This is a genomic window from Micromonospora sp. NPDC002296 (genome assembly GCF_040296145.1).
Lineage (GTDB): Bacteria > Actinomycetota > Actinomycetes > Mycobacteriales > Micromonosporaceae > Micromonospora.
In genome coordinates this window covers 70,976-89,444 of sequence record NZ_JBEOWQ010000005.1, presented here as the reverse complement: position 1 = coordinate 89,444, position 18,469 = coordinate 70,976, and the positions used below count along the sequence as shown (strand labels likewise).

The window sequence follows — 18,469 nt, the reverse complement described above, 5'->3', positions numbered from 1 at the left end:
GCCTCCTCAGCCCGCCTCGACCTGCCGGCCGGCCTCGCCGTCCAGCACCACCTCGACCCCGGCGCGCACCGGCCGGTCCGGCCCGCCGGCCGCGCCCGCCGCCGGCACCGCGCCGCCCGGGCCGCGCCCGCCCGCCGCCGCGAGGGCGGCGGGGAGCACCCGGTCGACGTACTCGCAGAGCACATGGACGGAGACCAGGTGCAGCTCCTGGACCACCTGGCTGTCCGGCGAGTCGATGGCGAGGGCGTCGTGGCAGGCGTCGGCGAGGGGGTTGGGGGTGGGACCGGTGAGGGCCCAGCAGCGCAGGCCGACCTCCCGGGCGGCACGGGCGGCGGTGAGGAGGTTGGTGCTGGTGCCGCTGGTGGACATGAGCAGGAGGATGTCGTCCCGCCGGCCGTGGGCGCGGACCTGCCGGGCGAAGGTGTGGTCGTAGCCGTAGTCGTTGGCGATGGCGGTGAGGGCGGAGGTCTCGGCGTGCAGGGCGATGGCGGAGAGGGGTTGCCGGTCGTCGCGGAGCTTGCCGACGAGTTCGGCGGTGAGGTGTTGGGCCTCCGCGGCGCTGCCGCCGTTGCCGGCCACCAGCAACCGGCCGCCGGCGGCGAGCCGGTGCGCCAGTTCCCCGCCCCACCGGGCCAGCAACTCCTCCGACCTGCGGTACGGCAGCAGGGCCGCGGCCAGGTTGGCCAGGTGCCCGTCGAGCACCGACGGGGCGGCCGGGCCGGCGGCACCGGCCGGGCCGGCGGCACCGGGCTGGCCGGCGGGACCAGGCGGCGCGGCGGCCATCAGGCGACCACCCGGGTGGGCCGGCGCACCGCCGCCACCTGGCCGTACACGTCGGCCAGCCGCTCGGCCGTGGCGGCCCAGGAGTAGCTGCGCCGGGCCCGGTCGCGGGCCGCCCCGGCGTAGGAGAACCGGCGGATCCGGTCGTCGAGCAGGCGTCGGATCGTGACGCCCAGCGCACGCGGGTCCCGGGCCGGCACCAGGTCGCCGGTCACGCCGTCGAGCACGGTGTCGGTCAGCCCGCCGACGGCCGTGCCGACCACGGGCACCCCGCACGCCATCGCCTCCAGCGGGGTCAGCCCGAACGGCTCGTACCAGGGGGCGGCCACCAGCACGTCGGCGGAGCGGTACCAGCGGCCCATCTCCTCGCGGGGCACCGCCCCGACCAGCGTCACCCGGTCGGCCACCCCGCTGGACTCGGCGAGGGCCCGCAGCCGCCGGGCGTGCGGGTCGGTCTCCAGCAGCCCTTCCGGCGGGCCGCCCACCACCACGCACTCGGCGTCCGGCACCAGCGGCATCGCGCGGATCACGTCCTGGAAGCCCTTGCGCTCCACGAGGCGGCCCACGGTGAGGAGGCGGGCCCGCCCCGGGTCCCGCTCGGCGGCCGGTCCGAGCGGCGTGAACGTGCCGAGGTTCACCCCGGACGGGACGACGGTGATCCGGGACCGGGGCACCCCGAGGCGGACCAGCTCGCCGACCTCGTCCTGACACTGGGCGACCACCCGGTCGACGGCCCGGCCCAGCTCCCGCTCGTGGGCGATCCGGCGGGGCGGGCTGGTGTCCTGGACGCCCTGGTGGCGGCGCTTCACCGCGCCGAGGGCGTGGTACGTCTGCACCACCGGCACCCCGGTCTGCCGGCCGGCGGCCAGCGCGGCCAGGCCGCTCATCCAGAAGTGGGCATGGATCACCTCGGGCGTCCAGTCCCCGGTACGCCACCAGTCGACCAGCCGGCGGCCGAACGCCCGCATGTGTGGCAGCAGCGCGTCCTTGGCGACCGGCTCGGCCGGCCCGGCCGGCACGTGCACCACGTCGTACCCGTCCGGGCTGCGGACCGTCACCGGCAGGTCCACCGCGTCCCGACGGGTGTACACCCGCACGTCGTGACCGGCGGCCGCGAGCGCGGCGGAGAGCTCCGCGACATGCGTGTTCTGGCCGCCGGCGTCCTCGCCGCCGAGGACGGCGAGCGGGCTGGCATGCTCCGAGATCATCGCGATGCGCATACTTCCTCCTCCAGCAGCCGGTCCCAGTCAGCGAGGAAACGATCCAGGCCGTAGCGGTCCCGGGCGGCCCGCCGGGCCGCCGCGCCCGCCCGGCGGGCGGCCGGCGGGTCGTCGAGGAACCGGCGGGTCGCCGCCAGCAGGTCGTCGACGCGGGTGGAGAGCGCGCCGGCCTCCGGCGGCACCGCCACCACCGCCTCGGTGGTGGCCAGTGCGACGACCGGCATGCCGATGCTCATCGCCTCGATCAGGCTGAGCCCGAGCGAGGTCCACCGGCACAGGTGCAGGTACGCCCGCCGCCGGGCCAGCTCGGCGTGCATCCGGTCCTGCGGCACGTCGTCGTGGCTGGTGACCCGGTCGGCGGGCAGTCCCAGCCGGTCGGCCAGCCCGGCGACCCCCATGCCGAAGACGTCCAGCGGGGCGAGGGCGGCGAACCGGGGCAGCAGGTCGGTGCCGGTGACCCGCCAGCGGCGTACCGGCTCGTTGATGACGACGGCGAGCCGGTCGAGTTCGCCGGTCCACTCGACGTCCGGGGCGACGATGCCGTGTTCGACGACGGTGCTGCGGGTGCTGCCGTTGTCCCAGAAGAGCTGGTTGAATCCGGTGACGTGGACGAGCAGCAGGTCGTCGCGGTCGGCCATCGGGTGACGGGTGTTGGGCACGTCCCCCTTGGGGGTGTTGTGCTCGACATAGACGGCCGGCACGTCCCGGCCGACCCGGCGGCCGAGCCACTCGGAGGCCAGGTCGAACTCCTCGGGGCGCTGGAGGACCACCACGTCCACCTCGGCCCGGCGCAGCTCGGCCGGGGTGACCTCGACGGCCCCGGCGGGCCACGGGTAGGTACGGGCCCGGCCGAGGCCGTAGGGGCCCCGGTCGGGGGTGACCGGCACCAGGTAGCGGTGCCTGCCGTGCACGAAGGACGTGGCCCAGGAGCCGTGCACGTGCCAGACCAGGACGTTCATCGGCCGCTCCCGCGACCGGCCGGCACGGCCAACGCCGGCGGCCCGCCCCCCATGTCGTCAGCGCCGACCACGCCGTCGGCCCCGGCGCGGGCGGCCCCCGACGTGGGCACGCCGAGGAGCCGGACCGCGTCGAGGACCGCTGCCGGGTCGACCCCGGCGAGGCAGGGATGCCCGGCGACCGGGCAGCCCGCCGAGCGGGTGTCACGGCAGGGTGCGTCGGCGTCGCCGAGTCGGACGGTCGGCACCCGGTAGGGCCCCCACTGTCCGAACGGGACGGTCGGGGCGAACAGGCTGACCACCGGGGTGCCGAGCGCGGCGGCGAGGTGGGCGGGGCCGGTGTTGCCGACGACGAGGGCGCCCGCGTCGGCGATGATCCCGGCCAGTTCGGCGAGTCCGGTGCGTCCGCCGAGGTCGGTGCCCCCGGCGGCGGCGACCCGGGCGGTCAGTTCCCGCTCGCCGGGCCCGCCGGTGACCACCACCCGGTGACCGGCGTCGGCGAGCACCCGGACGATCCGGGCGGCAAGCTCCGGCGGGCAGGCCCGGGCCGAGGCCGACGAGCCGGGGTGCACGACCACGTACCCGGGCGGGCCGAGCTGCGACGGCGCGGCCGGCACCGTGTCCCGGCGCAGGCGCAGTCGGGGTTCGTCGTCGGTGGGCAGGGCGTGACCGGCGGCGGCGGCCAACGACAGGGCCCGCTCCGGCTCCGGCACCCCCGACGGGACCCGGTGGCGCACGTCCAGCAGGCTCCCCGGGTAGTCGTCGCTGATCGCGGCGATCCGGGGCACCCCGGCCAGGCGCAGCAGCAGGGCCAGCGGCAGCGGCGACTGGTGGAAGCTGGTGAAGATCACCGCCTCGTCCGCCCCCACCGCCGCCAGCCGCCGCACCAGCCGACCGATCCGCTGCGGGTCGACCGGGGCCGGGTTCGGGTCGATCCACTCCAGGGGCCACTCGACGACCTCGTCCACCCCCGGAAGCAACCCCGCCGCCGCCCGACCCCGGGGCCCGCACAACAGCACCACCCGCCGCGCGTGCGCCGCCACCGCCCGGATCCCCGGCCCGGTCACCAGCACGTCCCCCGCCGAGTCCGACCGCACCACCAGCACCGTTCCCGCCGTACCCGGCACGGCGGGGACGACGGCAGCCTGCCGGCGCAGGATCTCCGCCACCGCGGCCGGCAGCGTCGGGGCGGTGTGCGGGGCGGCGGCGACCTCCTCGGCCCGGGTCACCGGCGTCGGCACCAACACCCCGGACGCGCCCGCCGCGAGGGCGGCGGTCATGTCCCGACCGATGTCGCCCACCACCACGCACCGCCCCGGAGTCGTGCCCAGATCGGCGGCGGCGGCGCGAACCAGCCCCGGCGCAGGCTTACGGCACCCGCACCCGGCCCCGTCGTCGTGCGGGCACACCTGCCAGGTGTCGAACGGCCCCAGCAACTCCTCGATCCGCGCGTGCACCCGACCCATCTGCCCGGCGGTGAAACACCCCCGGGCCAGACCCGACTGGTTCGTCACCACCCCCAGCCGCAGCCCCGCCGCCCGCAACCGGTCGAGCGCCTCCCGCGCCCCCGGCATCGGCCGTACCTTCTCCGGCTCCCCGTTGTACGGCACGTCCTCGACCAACGTCCCGTCCCGGTCCAGCAACACAGCGTCGAACAGGACACCGCCGGACCGACCGCGGTCAGCACCCGGGTCCACCCGAGCTGACCTGCGCCGATCCGGCTCCAACTGGTCCCGTCGCACGGGCGGCGGGTTCCCTGCGCCCCGAGGAGTAAACGTCGACCTCGGCGCGGTGCCGCCGCCGCACCGGTGCGGCGATACCCGCCGCCGCAGAACCTGACCCACCGGGTCGTTAGCCCCGCCCGGAGCCGGGTACGGAAGCGCAGTGGCGATTGTGGAGAAAGTGATCGAAGCACCCCCACAGCGGGTCTTCGACGTCCTCGCGGACGGCTGGACGTACAGCGACTGGGTGGTCGGCACGGTGCACGTGCGCGACGTCGACGACGCCTGGCCCCGGGTCGGCGCCCGGCTGCACCACAAGGCCGGGCCGTGGCCGTTCTCCCTCCAGGACGTCTCCACCGTGTTGGTCCACGAGCCGCCGCGCAAGCTGGTGCTCAGGGCCGGGCTGTGGCCGGCCGGCGAGGCGATCGTGGTGTTCACCCTGGAACCGGTCGGCGAGCACGCCACCCGGGTCCGCATCGGCGAGGACTTCGCCGCCGGCCCGCTGCGCTGGGTCCGGAACAAGCTCAACGACCTGGTGCTGCACCAGCGCAACAGGGAGACGCTACGCCGGCTCGCCGACATCTCGACCCGGCAGAAGGCGGACCGGTGACCGGCGGCCCGGCCGGGAAACACACCACGTCACACGTGCCAGACGGGGAGCCTTTACGACAGGGAACGGGTAACTGGCTACCCTCTTGATGAACCTGTCGGCAAACCGAGGATGTCCGTCATGATCGAACCCGTGCTGTTGCCCGAGCCGTGGCGAGACGCGCGCCTGACCGTCGTGGTCCCCACCTACAACGAGGCGGGCAACCTGCCGGTGCTGGTCGAGCGGCTCCTCGCGCTGCCGCTGCCGGGCCTGACGGTGCTGGTCGCCGACGACAACTCGCCGGACGGCACCGGTGACGTGGCCGACAAGCTGGCGCTCGAACACCCCGACCGGGTGCGGGTGGTGCACCGGGCCGGCAAGGAGGGGCTCGGCCGGGCGTACGTCGACGGGATCACCCGGGCGCTCGACGGCGGCGCCGAGTACGTGGCGCAGATGGACGCCGACCTGTCCCACCCGCCGGAGGCGCTGCCCGGCATGCTCGGCGCGCTGCTGTCCACCCGGGCGGGGGTGGTCATCGGCTCCCGTTACGTCCCCGGCGGCCAGCTCGACGAGGCGTGGCCGCTGTACCGCCGCGCGCTCAGCGGCTGGGCCAACCTCTACGTACACACGCTGCTGCGGGTGCGCATCCGCGACCTCACGGCGGGCTTCAAGATCTGGCGGGCCGACGCCCTGCGTGACATCGGCCTGGAGCGGGTGCAGTCGAACGGCTACAGCTTCCAGGTGGAGATGCACTACCTGGCCACGAAGCTCGGCCACACCATCCTGGAGGTGCCGATCCGCTTCGAGGAGCGCCGCGACGGCGACTCGAAGATGACCACCGCCACCAAGATCGAGAGCGCGCTGATGCCGTTCAAGCTGCGTACCCGGCACCGCAACATCGAGCGCTGACGGCCCACGGCCCGGGTGCCCGAAGCGCCCGGGCCCGCGCCACCCCGCCGCCGGTCGGCCACCCTCGGCCACTGGGCCGGCGGGTTCCGGCGGAGGACCGCGCGAGCTCGACCCCTACGGGCTCCGGCAGGCCGGCGAGCTCAGCGGTAGACCGCCCGGTGGGCCGCGCCGATCACCCCGGCGTAGAGGCCCCCGGTGACCGCCCGGTCGCGGGCCAGCGCCGCCCGGGCCGCGTTCGCGCCCGGCGCGCCGTGCACCCCGCCGCCCGGGTGCGCCGAGGAGCTGGCCAGGTACAGCCGGTCCACCGGGGTGTCCGCGCGGCCCAGGCCGGGGATCGGCCGCAGGAAGAGCTGCTGGTACGCCGCGGCGGTGCCGCCGCCCAGCGCCCCGCCGACCAGGCTCGGGTCGCCCCGTTCCAGGTCCGCCGGGCCGGCGACGTGCCGCCCGACGATCCGGGCCCGGAAGCCGGGGGCGGCTGCCTCCAGCACCTCCTCCATCCGGTCCACGTGCGCGGCGACGTCCTCGGCCCGCCAGTTCCGCCGGAACGGCAGGTGGGTGTACGACCAGAGCGACTCGGTCCCGGCCGGCGAGCGGCTCGGGTCGGCGACGCTCATCTGCCCGAGCAGCAGGAACGGGTCCCGGGGGATCTCGCCCCGGGCCAGCTCGGCGGCGTAGCCGGTCAGGCCGTTGAGGTCGGCGCCGAGGTGCACGGTGCCGGCGGTGGCCACCGTCGGGTCGGTCCACGGCACCGGCCCGGACAGCGCCCAGTCGACCTTCAGGGTGGACCCGTCCCACCGGAAGTGCGCCAGGTCCTCCACCAGCCGGGGCGGCAGCGCCGCCGGGCCGACCAGGTCCAGGTAGAGCGCGGGGGCGGGCACGTCGGCCAGCACCGCGCGGCGGGCCCGCCAGGCGGTGCCGCCGACGGTGCGTACCCCCATGGCCCGGCCCCGGGCGGTGAGCACCCGGTCCACCCGGGCGTCGTAGAGGATCCGGCCGCCCCGGGCGGCGAGCCGGTCCACCAGCGCGTCGGTGATCCGCTGTGCCCCGCCGACCGGGACCGGCCAGCCGACCTGCTGGCCGAGCATGGCCAGCAGCCAGCCGTACACGCCGGAGCCGGCCTCGTCCGGCGACAGGTCGGTGTGCAGGGCGCAGCCGGCCAGCAGCAGGGTGCCGCCCTCGCCGTCGAACATCTCGTCGCCGAGCTTGCGCACCGGCACGACGAGGCGGCGGGCCAGCCGCAGCGCCCCGCCCACTCTCAGCCGGCGCAGCAGGCCGAGCCCGCCGCGTACGGGCGGGAACGGGGTGGTGATGGTCTCCAGCATCGGCCCGGCGACGTCCAGCCATTCGGCGTACGAGCGCCGCCACCGCTCGCCGTCGCCGGGCGCGAACGCCTCCAGCGAGGCCGCCGTGGCGTCGAGGTCCCGGTTCAGCACCGCCGCCCGGCCGTCGGGCAGCAGGTGGGCCAGCACGTCGGGGGCGTGGGTCCAGGTCAGGCCGTGCCGGTCCAGCTCCAGGCCGGCCAGCACCGGGGAGGCGTACCCGAGCGGGTAGAAGGAGCTGTACAGGTCGCTGAGGTAACCGGGGGCGGTCACCTCGGCCGAGCGCACCGCCCCGCCGGGCGCGCCGGTCGCCTCCAGCACCAGCACGTCCCAGCCTGCGTCGGCCAGCAGGTTGGCGGCCACCAGGCCGTTGTGGCCCGCGCCGACGACCACGGCGTCCGCCGTCTGCACCCCGGTCGAGATCATCCGACCCGGCTACCCGGCCGGTTACCAGGTGAAACGCGTTTGCGCCGCCGGGGCCGGGGCATCCACCGCCGCATGTACACGGTTTCGCAGCTCATAGGTGGAGTGTGGGGCGCGGGCGGCACGGGCGGCGAGTTCGTCGTGCGCGACCCGGCCGACGGCTCGCCGGTCAGCACCGTGCCGGTGGCGACGGCGGACGAGGTCGGCAAGGCGGTGGAGGCCGCGCGGGGCGTGGCGGCCGACTGGGCGGCGACCGCCCCGGCCGAGCGGGCGGCTGCCCTGCACCGGGCCGCGGACGCGGTAGAGGCCACGACGGAGGAGCTGGCCGCGGCGATCACCGCCGAGATGGGCAAGCCCCTGGCGGACTCCCGGGGCGGCGTCGAGGCGGGTGTCGGCACCCTGCGACAGTACGCGGAGCTGGCCCCGCTGCGCGGCGGTCGGACCCTGCTCGGCGGCGCGGACGCCATCGATTTCATGACCCCGCAGCCGCGCGGGGTGGTCGCCGCGATCACCCCGTGGAACGACCCGGTGGCGGTCGCCTGCGGGCTGCTCGGCGCAGCCCTCGTGACCGGCAACGTGGTGCTGTACAAGCCGAGCGAGCGGACCCCGGCGACCGGGTGGCTGCTGGCGAGGGCGCTGGACGGCGCGCTGCCGCCCGGGGTGCTGTCGTTGCTCACCGGGGGCGGCGAGGTCGGCGCGGCGCTGGCCTCCGGTGACGTGGACGTGGTGGCGCACGTCGGCTCCACCGCCACCGGCCGGTCGATCGCCGCGGCGGCGGCCCGGACCGGCGCCAAGGCGCTGCTGGAGAACGGCGGCAGCGACCCGCTCGTCGTCGACGCCGGCGTGGACCCGGTCTGGGCGGCGGAGCAGGCGGCGCTGGGGTCGTTCGCCAACGCCGGGCAGATCTGCGTCGCGGTGGAGCGGATCTACGTGCACCGCGACGTCGCCGAGGACTTCGCCGACGCCTTGGTGCGGCGGGCCGAGGCGCTGCGGACGGGACCCGGGCGGGACCCGGGGACCGAACTCGGGCCACTGGTCGACCGGCGGCACCGGGACCACGTGCACGGGCAGGTGACGGCGGCGGTGGCCGACGGGGCGCGGGTGCGCACCGGCGGCGCGCTGCCGGACGGGCCGGGGGCGTTCTACCCGGCGACCGTGGTCACCGACTGTCGGCACGACATGGTCCTGGTCCGCGAGGAGACGTTCGGTCCGGTCGCCCCGGTGGTCGTGGTGGACTCGTTCAGCGAGGGGCTGCGGTGCGCCGCCGACTCGCCGTACGGGCTGGCCGCAACGGTGCTCACCAGATCGATGAGCCACGCCCATCGGGCCTGGCGGGAACTCCCGGTCGGCACGGTCAAGGTCAACGCCGTCTTCGGCGGCGCTCCGGGCGGCGCCGCCCAACCACGCCGCGCCAGCGGCCAGGGCTTCGGCTACGGCCCGGAACTCCTCGACGAGTTCACCGCCACCAAGGCGGTCCACCTGCAGGCCCCCGGCGGCGGCCACTGGTGAGCGACCCCCGGCCCGTCTCGTCGAGGAGTTCCGCACCGCCCCCGCCGGGGCGGTGGCGGTGCGGGTCGCGGGGTCAGTCGCCGCGGGCCCGACGGGTCTGCCGGTCGTTGGCCTTCTCGATGGCCTTGACCAGTTCGGGCTTGGTCATCCGGGAACGGCCGGGGACGTCCAGCTTGCGGGCCACCCCCATCAGGTGGTCCTTGGTGGCGTTGGCGTCCACCCCGCCCGCCGTGGGGGCCCGCCGCTCCGGGCCGCCGCCGGCCGCCTGGCGGTCGCTGGGTCCCCTGCGGCCCTTGGGCTCCCAGTGGTCGCCCACCTTCTCGAACTCGTGCTTCACGGCGGCGAAGGCGGTGCGGTGCGCCCGCTCCCCCTCGCCGTACGTCTCCACCGCCGAGTCGTGCGTCTTCTCCCAGGTGCGCTGCGCCTTGTCCGGGGAGCGCCGCAGCGTGCTGGGCAGTACCTCGCGCCCGGGCATGTGATTCCTCCTCCGCCTCGACTCCTTACTTACGGACTACCCACGGACCGCTCCCCCACCCCACCCCACCTCCCCTGCGCGCACAGGAGGAGGGGCGGGTTTGGTGAGTTTTGGGGTTGGGTACGGGCGGGGCCAGGCGAGCAACGGGGTGGCCGGCACCCGGGCCGCCGGGGCGCAGGGGGCAGTCATGACAGCGACGACGGAACCGGGCACGGCTCCTCCCCCCGGGCCGCTGCGGCTCCCCCGGCGGGTACGCCAGCTGAGTTGGCACACCTGGCGCGGGGTGCTGGTGCGCAGCGGTCGGGCCTTCGTGAAGGACAACTGCGCGGACTGGGCCGCCGCGCTCACCTACTACGGGGTACTCGCGCTGTTCCCGTCCACCATCGTGGTGGTCGCCCTGGTCGGGCTGGTCTCCGACGGCGAGCGGACGGTGGACACCGTGATCGACCTGGCCCGCGAGGTGGGGGCCGGGTCGGTGGTCGGCAACGACGGCTTCGTGAGCGTCGTACGGGGCGTGGTGGACCAGCAGAGCGGCGCGAAGGTGCTGCTCAGCTTCGGTCTGCTCGGCGCGCTCTGGTCGGCGTCGGGGTTCATCGGGGCGTTCACCCGGGCCTCCAACGCCATCTACGGGGTGCAGGAGGGGCGGCCGGTCTGGAGGCTGCGCCCGTTGCAGATCGGCCTCGCCGCCGTGACGCTGGTGCTGCTGGCCGTGGTGGCCACCGGCCTGATCGTCAGCGGCCCGGTCACCGATGCGGTGGGCGACCTGGTCAACGCCGGCGGGCTGGCCCGGACGGTGTGGAGCGTCGCGAAGTGGCCGGTGCTGGCCATGGTGATGATGGGGCTGCTGTCGCTGCTGTTCTGGATCGCCCCGAACGTGCGCCAGCCGCGGTTCCGCTGGCTCACCCCGGGTGGAACGGTGGCCCTGGTCTCCTGGGCGCTGGCCTCCTTCGGCTTCGGCCTGTACGTGGCGAACTTCGGCTCGTACGACGTCACCTACGGCAGCCTCGGCGCGGTCATCGCGTTCCTGGTCTGGCTCTACCTGTCGAACTGCGCACTGATGCTCGGCGTGCAGATCAACGCCGAGCTGCAGCGGGGCCGGCAGATTCAGGCCGGCGACCCCGACCCGGGCGAGCCGGTGCTGCAACCCCGGTCACCGGCCGATTCGTGACCGTCTGCCGCCTTCTGCCGCCTTCCGGGCGTCCCCTTCGGTTTACCGGCGGCCCCCTCGGGTAGCGCAGGAGGCATGGAACGTGGCAGCAGCAAGCACAGCCCGAGGGTCGACGAGCAGATGAGCCAGGAGGTCAGCGGCCTGGTCCAGGGCCCGGGGACCGGTGGCTCGCGGGTCGACGAGTCCCGGCAGCCCGAGCCCGCGGGCGAGGACCAGCCGGAGCCGACCACGGCGCCGGCCGGCGAGCTGCGCACCGGCTCCCCGCAGGGCATGAGCTCCTCCGACGTGGAGGCGCGCAGCCGGCTCGGGCGGTTCATCACGATGACCGCCCTGCCCGGCGACCGGGACACGCTGGTCGCGAACGCGCGCGACAACGACGCGCCCGACGACATCGTCGCCGCCCTGGAGGGCCTGCCGCCGGGCACCCGTTACCAGACGATCTCCGAGGTGTGGGCCGCCCTCGGGCACAAGAACGAGACGACGCGCTGGTGACCGGATCGGCCCACGATCCGGCGACGCACCGGCGCACTGAGGAGGATTGTCGATGAGTGGTGTCACCGAACACGTTGACGTGTCCGTCCCGATCCGGACCGCGTACGACCAGTGGACCCAGTTCGAGGAGTTCCCGCACTTCATGGAGGGGGTGCAGGAGGTCCGGCAGGTCTCCGACACGAAGACCCACTGGACGGTGGAGATCGCCGGGGTCAAGCGCGAGTTCGACGCCGAAATCACCGAGCAGCTGCCCGACGAGCGGGTCGCCTGGCGGTCCACCGGCGGCACCCAGCAGGCCGGCGTGGTGACCTTCCACCGCCTGGACGAGGGCAAGACCCGGGTCACCCTCCAGCTCGAGTTCGAGCCGCACGGCGTGGTGGAGCAGGCCGGCGACAAGCTCGGCGTCGTCGACCGCCGGGCCAAGGGCGACCTGGAGCGGTTCAAGCAGTTCATCGAGCGGCGCGGTCAGGAGACCGGCGCCTGGCGGGGCGCCGTCGACCGCCCCCAGCCCTGATCCCCCGGACACGCGCTGACGATGGCCGCCGGCTTCCGGCGGCCATCATCGTGTCCGGGTACGGCGGCGGCGCGGCCGTTTGCGATCACCCGCCCCGGGTACCGCGACAGCATGACCGACAACGACAGCCACGTGTGGCGTGACGAGGAACGGCTCCCGCTGAAGGACCTGGACCGGGCGATCGCCCGGTCGACGCTCGACGGGCAGTCCGACGACGTGACGGCCAACGACGCCGGCGAGGAGGCCACCTTCGGGCACGGCCCGGAGGCGGTGGACCGCGGCGCGGCGCCGGCCGAGCGGGAGCGCGAGCGCACGGACGCCGACCGGGCGTACCGGGCGTCGACCATGGGACGGACCGGCCCGGACAACATGTGATGCCCAGCCGCCCCGCCCCGGACGACGAGCGAGCGGGTCGGCGCCAACCGCGCGTGGTCGGCGGGTCAGCGCCGCCGGGTGGTGGCGGCGTGCAGGGCGAACAGCACCACGGCGAGGACCGTCAGCGCGGGCCCGAGGGCCTGGACCGAGGTGTTGCTGACCAGCACGCCGATCCCGGTGGGCACCAGCGCGCCACCGAGCCCGGCGACGGCGATCTGCACCCCGATGGTCCGGTCGGCGTGGGCGGCGCCGACCCGCTCGGCGGTGGTGAGCATGAGCAGCGGGAACACCGGCGCGGCGGCGAAGCCCAGCACCAGCAGGCCGGCCACCGCCACCCAGGCCGGGGCGGGCAGGGCGATCAGCGCGGTGCCCGCGACCATGCCGAGCAGGCTCCCGCGCAGCACCTTCGCGGCGCCGAGCCGTTCGGACCCGATGCCCTGGACCACCCGCCCCACGAACAGACTCCCCCAGTAGCCCGAGACGCAGACGCCGGCCACCCCGGCGGTCAGCCCTCGCCCCTCGGTGAGCAGCAGGAACGCCCAGAGCCCGGCGGCGATCTCGATCGCGACGTACACCGCGAAGGCGAGCGAGCCCAGCCAGACGGCCGGCAGTCGCAGGGTCTCGCGTACCCGGACCGGGGCGGCGGCCTCCTGCGGCCCGGGGTCGGGTGATCCGGGCCCGCCCGCACCCCGTTCCCGCCACGCCCGCACGGTGAGGGCGAACGCGGCGGCGAGGGCGAGCTGGGCGGCGGCGACCAGGCCGTACCCCCAGCGCCAGGAGAGGCCGTTGGCGAGCGCCCCGGTCATGATCAGCGGGCCGATGGCCACACCGAGGCCGAAGAACGCGTGCATCCAGTTCATGTGGCGCGGCCCGAACGCCCCGGCCGCGTACGCGTTGAGCCCGGAGTCGATCGCCCCGGAGCCGAGCCCGAGCACCAGCGCGCAGGCCGTCATGACGGCCAGGACGGGGCTGGTGGCGTAGCCGGTGAGGGCCAGGCTGGCCAGCAGGGTGCTGCCGGCCAGCAGCCGACCGACGCCGAGGCGGGCCAGGGTGAACCCGGCCAGCACGCTGGAGGTGAGGTAGCCCACGGTGCCGGCCGTGAGCACCAGGCCGACCGCCTCGGTGGGCACGTCGAAGTCCGCCCGGATGGACGGCCAGCCGACCCCGATCAGCCCGTCGGGCAGGCCGAGGCTGACGAACGCGAGGTAGGCGAGCAGGAGCAGCGAGGCGCGGGGCGGGGCGGGGGTGGACACGGCCGCCCATCCTGCCCCACCCCAGGCCGACCCGCCCAGGCCGGTCGGGGCCACGTCCGCCGGTAACAAACACCCGCGGCAACCACTACCCCCGAAACGACAAAAAGCGCGGTACGGGTGGCCGTGAAGGCGGACAGGTCATCCAGAATCGACCGATCGGGTGACGGCGATCGGCGGGTGCCGCGTAAGACTTTCGGAATGCAGCAGGCATCCGGGTTTCTCACCGTTCGTCAACGCCGCCTCGCCTGGCTCGGCTTCCTCCTCGCCGCCGTCCAGGCGCCGGTGGCAGCCAAGTTCGCCACCGACGACTCCTGGCTGTTCAGCCTCTGTGTCGCCCTGATGGTGGCCACGGTGATCGTCGCGGACGACGCCTCGCGTCGCCGCCCCGCCGGCGCGCCCTCCTCCGACTAGCCCTCGGCCGGCCCCGTGCCCCTGCTCGGGGCGCGGGTTCAGCCTTCGGCGTCCGGCCGCGCCTCGTGCCCGGCTCGACCCCGGGTGCGCCGCCGCTCCTTCATCTCCGCCTCGTACAGGTGCCGCCGGCCGCCGACCAGCTCCTCACGGGCCCGGCGGTCGAGGTCCCGGAACAGCGCGTGGTACCCGTCGTCGAAGTCCTCGACGATCTGGAAGGTCCACCGGCCGGCGATCACGTTTCGGCCGAGCAGATCGGTGGCGATCCGATCGGCGATCGCGTCGTGCCCGGCCGCGCGGAACTTCGCCACGGCGTCGTCGAGCATCAGGTCGGCGTGGCCGATGAGCTGGTGCATCGAGTAGAGATGCCCGCGGGCCCGCTCCACGGTCTCCAGCGCCTCGCTGAGCCTGCCCAGCGCCACGACGGCGGCGTCGCTCACCCCCGGCGGGCGGCGGTGCTGCTCGTCGGGTCCGTCCTGGTGTCCCATCCGTCCCTCCACGTGTCGGCCGCGCGGCGTACGCGCGTCCTCCCTTCTGCCCCGTCGCGACCGGGTCAATCCCCCCGGCCGATGCCGGCCGATGGGCGGATGACCCGGCACCGGCCGAGCGGCCGACTCCGCCCGGGTTACCCGACGGTTAACCTCGCTTCTCATGCGCGTGCCGTCGAACCAGGTGGTCAGCCGTTCCGCAGCGGACTCCGCCAACACCGTCCTCACCCGGCTGACCGTCGCGATCGGCACCGCCGGGCTCACCGCGGCGACGGCCCGGCCCGGGCTGCTCGCCGAGATCGACCAGCACGCCGCGGCCGTTCGGGACAGCCTCGACGGTGATCGCCGGCCGCTGAGCCCGGCCGCGCTCGCCGGGTACGCCGAGGGCGTCCGGGACGCGGCGCGGGAGCACGGCTGGCAGCCGCCCACCCGGTCGACGGACTGGTCGCAGCCCGACTGGACGCTGGCCCGCCTGCTGGCGGTGTGCGCCCTGGCCCGCTCGCTGGAGACCGGCCCGGCGCCGCTGCCCACCCTCTGACGTACGCGAGCGGGGAGGGGGCCCGCGCGGACCCCCTCCCCGTGCTCCTCCCGTCAGCTACCCGGGCGGCCGAACTGCTGGGTCTCGTCCCCCGGCGTGCCGCCGGAGCGGTACGCGCCCTGCTGCCCGCCGCGAGCGCCGGACATCGACCCCTCGGGCTGGGGCATGGCCTGGGTGCGCTCGGCGCCCGCCCGGTCGGCCATCTGGCGTTCGACGTCGCCCCGGCCGGCGGCCTGGGCCTGGCGGTGCGCCCGCAACGCCCGGGACTCCTCGGCGGCCCGGTTGAGCCAGCCCTCCCAGCGGTTCTGCATCGGCCGCACCAGGCCGCCGCCGACCCCGATGATCAGGATGCCGGCCACCGTGGCGAGCACCGCGATCAGCACCGGAGTGGTGACGGTGGTGGCGATGCCCACCTGGTTCAGCGCCGCGATGACGCCGAGCGCCAGGATGAAGATCGCTGTCACGTCGGCCAGCACCCGACCGTACGAGAGCCCGCCCAGGAAGCCGGTGACCAGGTCGCGCACCGCGTTGGCGATCGCCGCGGCCACCACCACGACGATGATCGCGATGAACGCCCGGGGCAGCCAGGCGACCACGCCCCGGATCAGGTCGCTGATCGCGTTCGGCCCCCACACCCCGAAGGCGAACTGCAGGGTGAACAGCAGGACGGCGTAGTACGCCAGTTTCGCCAGGATGTCGCTGGCGTCGTACTTGGTGCGTTCCAGCGCGCGCTTCACGCCGCCCCGTTCGACCGCGCGGTCGAACCCCACCCGTTCCAGTACCGTGTCCACGATCTTGAGGACCGCTTTGGCGATGAGCCACCCCACCACGAGGATCACGATGAACGCGATCGCCCTCGGGATGAAGAGCAGCACCGACCTCCACATATCGGTCAGGGCGGTCCCGATGTCTACCTGCCCGACCGCGAGGGTTTTCTGCATGGTGTCCCTCCTGTCGCATGGACTTCGGCGCGCGCATACCCGGTCCGCCTGACAGCACGCCGCGACACGGGCAACGATTTTCCCGGCATCTCCGTCCAGAACTACCCTGACCTGCACTGATGCGTACCGGGAGCGGGCGACGACGCGCCGCGCGCCGCCGCCCCGGCACGCGATCGGGCAGCCGTCAGGGCGCTCCGGCTAGGCTGCGGGCATGCCAGGCACGGTCGGGCGAGTACCCACGCCAGCAACGCGCGCCGCGTCGGAGACAGGGGCCTCCGGGGCGGCGAGCGTCGTTCTCGGCCATCCCTGGGCCGGCACGGCGCTCGGCCCGCCCCAGGGCTGGGACCCTGGGTTACGCGGGGTGGTGGACCTCATCCTCGCCTCGCCGGTGCCGATGGCGTTCACGTACGGCGACGACCACCTACTGCTCTACAACGACGGTTACGCGGCGCTGATCGGCGACCGCCACCCGGGCGCGGTGGGCCGGCCGGCAGCCGAGGTGTTCGCCGACGTGTGGGCCGAGCCGGGCGTCGGCGACGTGATCGACCGCGCCTACCGGCAGGGCGAGTCGTCCCTGGAGAAGGAGGCGGCGCTCCCGTTCGACCGGCACCGCCCCGGCTCCCGCGAGCAGGCCGTGTTCACCCGGGGCCACTCCCCGGTGCGGGACAGCGCCGGACGGATCGTCGGGGTGCTGACCGTCGCCGCCGAGACCAGCCAGGTCACCGAGCAGTTGCAGAGCCTCAGCGACGTGGCCGCCGCGCTGGCCGGCACGCTCACCCTGGACGACGTCGCCCGGGTCGCCCTGCGTTACCTGCTGACCGCGTTCGACACCGACCGGGTCACGTTCGGCGTGGACGACGGCGCGGGTTGGCGCACGGTCCGGCGGGTGCGCGGCGAGTTGCTGGACGAGGCCGACGAGCGGCTGCCCCCGCTCTGGCGGCGCTCGCCCGCCGACTCCCCCGGGCCGCTGGTCGTGGCCGCCCGCAGTGGCGTGCCCCAGTTCGTCGGCGACGGGCAGCCGCTGCGGGACATCGCGGTGGACCGGCACGACCAGAAGGTCCGGGCGCTGGCCGCCCAGCCGCTGCGGACGTCGGCCCTGCGCGGTGGCCTGACCGTGGGCTACCACGAGGCCCACCCGTGGCCGGCCGCCGAACGGGCCCTGCTGGCCGCCTCGGCCGAGCTGATCGGTCAGGCCGCCGAGCGCGCCCGCCGATTCGAGACCCAGCACGGCACCGCCCAACTCCTGCAACGCAGCATGCTGCCCGAGCGCCTGCCGGACCTGCCCCGGCTGCGGATCGCCGCCCGGTACGACCCCGGCGTCGACGGCAACGCCGCCGGTGGGGACTTCTACGACGCGTTCCTGCTGCCCACCGGCGAGCTGGGCATCGTGCTCGGCGACGTGGCCGGGCACGACGTGCAGGCGGCGGCGAGGATGGGCCAGGTCCGCGCGGCGCTGCGCGCGCTGGCCCTGGCCGACCCCCGGCCGGACGCCGTGCTCACCGGGCTGGACCGCCTGGTGGGCAGCCTCGGTACCGAGACCGGCACGTACGAGCTGTTCGTGACCGTGGTCTTCGCGGTTGTCGACACGCAGCGGGAGCTGCTCACCCTGGCCAGCGCCGGGCACCCCGCACCGCTGGTGCGCCGCGCCGGCCCCGACGGCGAGCCGGTGGCGCGGTACCTGGACGTGCCGCCCGGGGCCCCGCTCGGCCTGGGCTGCGCTCCGCGCACCACCACGGCCCCGTTCGCCCCGGGGGACACCCTGCTGCTGTTCAGCGACGGGGTGGTGGAGCGGCGGTGGCAGAGCCTGACCGCCGGGCTGGACGACCTGGCCGCCGCTGTGGCCGGCGCCCCCAGCGGCGACCCGCGGGCGCTGTGCGCGGTCGCGACCGCCGCCGTGGAAGGCGCCACCGAGGACGACGTCGCGGTGCTGGCGGTGGAGCACGCGCTGATGCCGAGCCGCTCGGCGAGCATGGAGGTGCCGGCGGAGCCGACCGCACCGAGCCGGGTGCGGCACTGGCTGACGGCCCAGCTGACCGGCTGGCAGGTGCCCGAGGCGGTGGTCGGGGCCGCCGTGCTGTGCACCAGCGAGCTGACCACCAACGCGCTGCTGCACGCCGGAACCGCCGCCCGGGTCGAGATCGACCTCAGCCCGGAGCGGCTGCTGGTGTCGGTGGCCGACTCCGGCACCCGGGGCACGGTGAGCCGGGCCCGCACCGACACGTTGAGCAGTCGGGGCCGCGGGCTCGGCCTGATCGAGCAGCTCAGCGACGCCTGGGGCACCGACCCGACCGTGCGCGGCTCGACGGTCTGGTTCGAGATCCTCGTCCCGTCGGGGTAGCCGGGCGTCGGCGGCGGGCGGACCGGTCGGGAGGGGACGTACGGCCACCGAGA

At 75.3% G+C, this 18,469-nt stretch carries 19 protein-coding genes; 10 read left to right on the top strand and 9 right to left on the bottom strand.

The annotated features are described in order from the left end of the window. Window positions 1–6: 6 nt before the first annotated feature. The 4 genes from ABT023_RS06270 to ABT023_RS06255 are packed head-to-tail and all read right to left on the bottom strand — an operon-like array spanning window position 7 to window position 4,698. The gene (locus tag ABT023_RS06270; protein ID WP_350882270.1) at window positions 7–783 is read right to left on the bottom strand and encodes a D-sedoheptulose-7-phosphate isomerase; all 777 of its coding nucleotides are present in this window, start codon (window positions 781–783) and stop codon (window positions 7–9) included. After that, a complete protein-coding gene (locus tag ABT023_RS06265; RefSeq protein ID WP_350882268.1) occupies window positions 783–2,000 on the bottom strand; it encodes a glycosyltransferase in 1,218 nt (405 codons plus the stop codon). The genes ABT023_RS06270 and ABT023_RS06265 overlap by 1 nt, the downstream gene beginning before the upstream one ends. Beyond that, entirely contained in the window at window positions 1,985–2,959 is a 975-nt protein-coding gene (locus ABT023_RS06260; protein WP_350882266.1) for a glycosyltransferase, read from the bottom strand. Before ABT023_RS06260 ends, ABT023_RS06265 begins: the two co-directional genes overlap by 16 nt. After that, window positions 2,956–4,698, bottom strand: coding sequence for an HAD-IIIA family hydrolase (locus ABT023_RS06255; protein ID WP_350882264.1), 1,743 nt, complete (start codon window positions 4,696–4,698; stop codon window positions 2,956–2,958). Before ABT023_RS06255 ends, ABT023_RS06260 begins: the two co-directional genes overlap by 4 nt. Window positions 4,699–4,858: 160 nt before the next feature. Between ABT023_RS06255 and ABT023_RS06250 the strand changes: the two genes are divergently transcribed. Further along, window positions 4,859–5,287, top strand: coding sequence for an SRPBCC family protein (locus ABT023_RS06250; RefSeq protein WP_350882262.1), 429 nt, complete (start codon window positions 4,859–4,861; stop codon window positions 5,285–5,287). Between the two features lie 120 nt (window positions 5,288–5,407). After that, a complete protein-coding gene (locus tag ABT023_RS06245) occupies window positions 5,408–6,175 on the top strand; it encodes a polyprenol monophosphomannose synthase (protein WP_350882260.1) in 768 nt (255 codons plus the stop codon). A 140-nt stretch (window positions 6,176–6,315) separates the two neighbouring features. On the opposite strand, the gene ABT023_RS06240 is transcribed toward ABT023_RS06245, so the two are convergent. Then, window positions 6,316–7,920, bottom strand: a complete 1,605-nt coding sequence (locus tag ABT023_RS06240) for a phytoene desaturase family protein (protein ID WP_350882258.1) — start codon at window positions 7,918–7,920, stop codon at window positions 6,316–6,318. A gap of 72 nt (window positions 7,921–7,992) precedes the next feature. On the opposite strand from ABT023_RS06240, the gene ABT023_RS06235 reads away from it, so the two are divergent. Beyond that, window positions 7,993–9,426 (top strand): aldehyde dehydrogenase family protein, encoded by a 1,434-nt coding sequence (locus ABT023_RS06235; RefSeq protein WP_350882256.1) that lies wholly within the window; start codon window positions 7,993–7,995, stop codon window positions 9,424–9,426. Between the two features lie 73 nt (window positions 9,427–9,499). Here ABT023_RS06235 and ABT023_RS06230 read toward each other — a convergent pair whose 3' ends face one another. Beyond that, window positions 9,500–9,901, bottom strand: coding sequence for a ChaB family protein (locus tag ABT023_RS06230; protein ID WP_350882254.1), 402 nt, complete (start codon window positions 9,899–9,901; stop codon window positions 9,500–9,502). A 187-nt stretch (window positions 9,902–10,088) separates the two neighbouring features. Between ABT023_RS06230 and ABT023_RS06225 the strand changes: the two genes are divergently transcribed. The 4 genes from ABT023_RS06225 to ABT023_RS06210 all read left to right on the top strand — a co-directional run bounded on the left by ABT023_RS06225 (window position 10,089) and on the right by ABT023_RS06210 (window position 12,450). Continuing rightward, window positions 10,089–11,069 (top strand): YihY/virulence factor BrkB family protein, encoded by a 981-nt coding sequence (locus ABT023_RS06225; protein WP_350882252.1) that lies wholly within the window; start codon window positions 10,089–10,091, stop codon window positions 11,067–11,069. Window positions 11,070–11,144: 75 nt separating this feature from the next. Then, complete coding sequence (locus ABT023_RS06220; protein ID WP_350882250.1) at window positions 11,145–11,561, top strand: DUF2795 domain-containing protein; 417 nt, start codon at window positions 11,145–11,147, stop codon at window positions 11,559–11,561. A gap of 52 nt (window positions 11,562–11,613) precedes the next feature. Then, window positions 11,614–12,075: an SRPBCC family protein gene (locus ABT023_RS06215; protein ID WP_350882248.1), complete on the top strand. Its 462-nt coding sequence runs from the start codon at window positions 11,614–11,616 to the stop codon at window positions 12,073–12,075. A 111-nt stretch (window positions 12,076–12,186) separates the two neighbouring features. Continuing rightward, window positions 12,187–12,450 (top strand): hypothetical protein, encoded by a 264-nt coding sequence (locus ABT023_RS06210; protein WP_350882246.1) that lies wholly within the window; start codon window positions 12,187–12,189, stop codon window positions 12,448–12,450. A 65-nt stretch (window positions 12,451–12,515) separates the two neighbouring features. Here ABT023_RS06210 and ABT023_RS06205 read toward each other — a convergent pair whose 3' ends face one another. Then, window positions 12,516–13,703 (bottom strand): MFS transporter, encoded by a 1,188-nt coding sequence (locus tag ABT023_RS06205; protein ID WP_350882244.1) that lies wholly within the window; start codon window positions 13,701–13,703, stop codon window positions 12,516–12,518. Between the two features lie 198 nt (window positions 13,704–13,901). Between ABT023_RS06205 and ABT023_RS06200 the strand changes: the two genes are divergently transcribed. Next, on the top strand, window positions 13,902–14,114 hold the full coding sequence (locus ABT023_RS06200) for a hypothetical protein (protein ID WP_350882242.1): 213 nt from the start codon (window positions 13,902–13,904) through the stop codon (window positions 14,112–14,114). 38 nt (window positions 14,115–14,152) lie between these two features. On the opposite strand, the gene ABT023_RS06195 is transcribed toward ABT023_RS06200, so the two are convergent. Continuing rightward, window positions 14,153–14,599, bottom strand: a complete 447-nt coding sequence (locus ABT023_RS06195) for a hypothetical protein (RefSeq protein ID WP_350882240.1) — start codon at window positions 14,597–14,599, stop codon at window positions 14,153–14,155. A 163-nt stretch (window positions 14,600–14,762) separates the two neighbouring features. On the opposite strand from ABT023_RS06195, the gene ABT023_RS06190 reads away from it, so the two are divergent. Continuing rightward, window positions 14,763–15,137, top strand: a complete 375-nt coding sequence (locus ABT023_RS06190) for a DUF6401 family natural product biosynthesis protein (protein ID WP_350882238.1) — start codon at window positions 14,763–14,765, stop codon at window positions 15,135–15,137. A gap of 53 nt (window positions 15,138–15,190) precedes the next feature. Here ABT023_RS06190 and ABT023_RS06185 read toward each other — a convergent pair whose 3' ends face one another. Further along, window positions 15,191–16,078 (bottom strand): mechanosensitive ion channel family protein, encoded by an 888-nt coding sequence (locus ABT023_RS06185; RefSeq protein ID WP_350882236.1) that lies wholly within the window; start codon window positions 16,076–16,078, stop codon window positions 15,191–15,193. Window positions 16,079–16,289: 211 nt separating this feature from the next. On the opposite strand from ABT023_RS06185, the gene ABT023_RS06180 reads away from it, so the two are divergent. Continuing rightward, window positions 16,290–18,416 (top strand): SpoIIE family protein phosphatase, encoded by a 2,127-nt coding sequence (locus ABT023_RS06180; protein ID WP_350882234.1) that lies wholly within the window; start codon window positions 16,290–16,292, stop codon window positions 18,414–18,416. The last annotated feature ends 53 nt before the right edge of the window (window positions 18,417–18,469 follow it).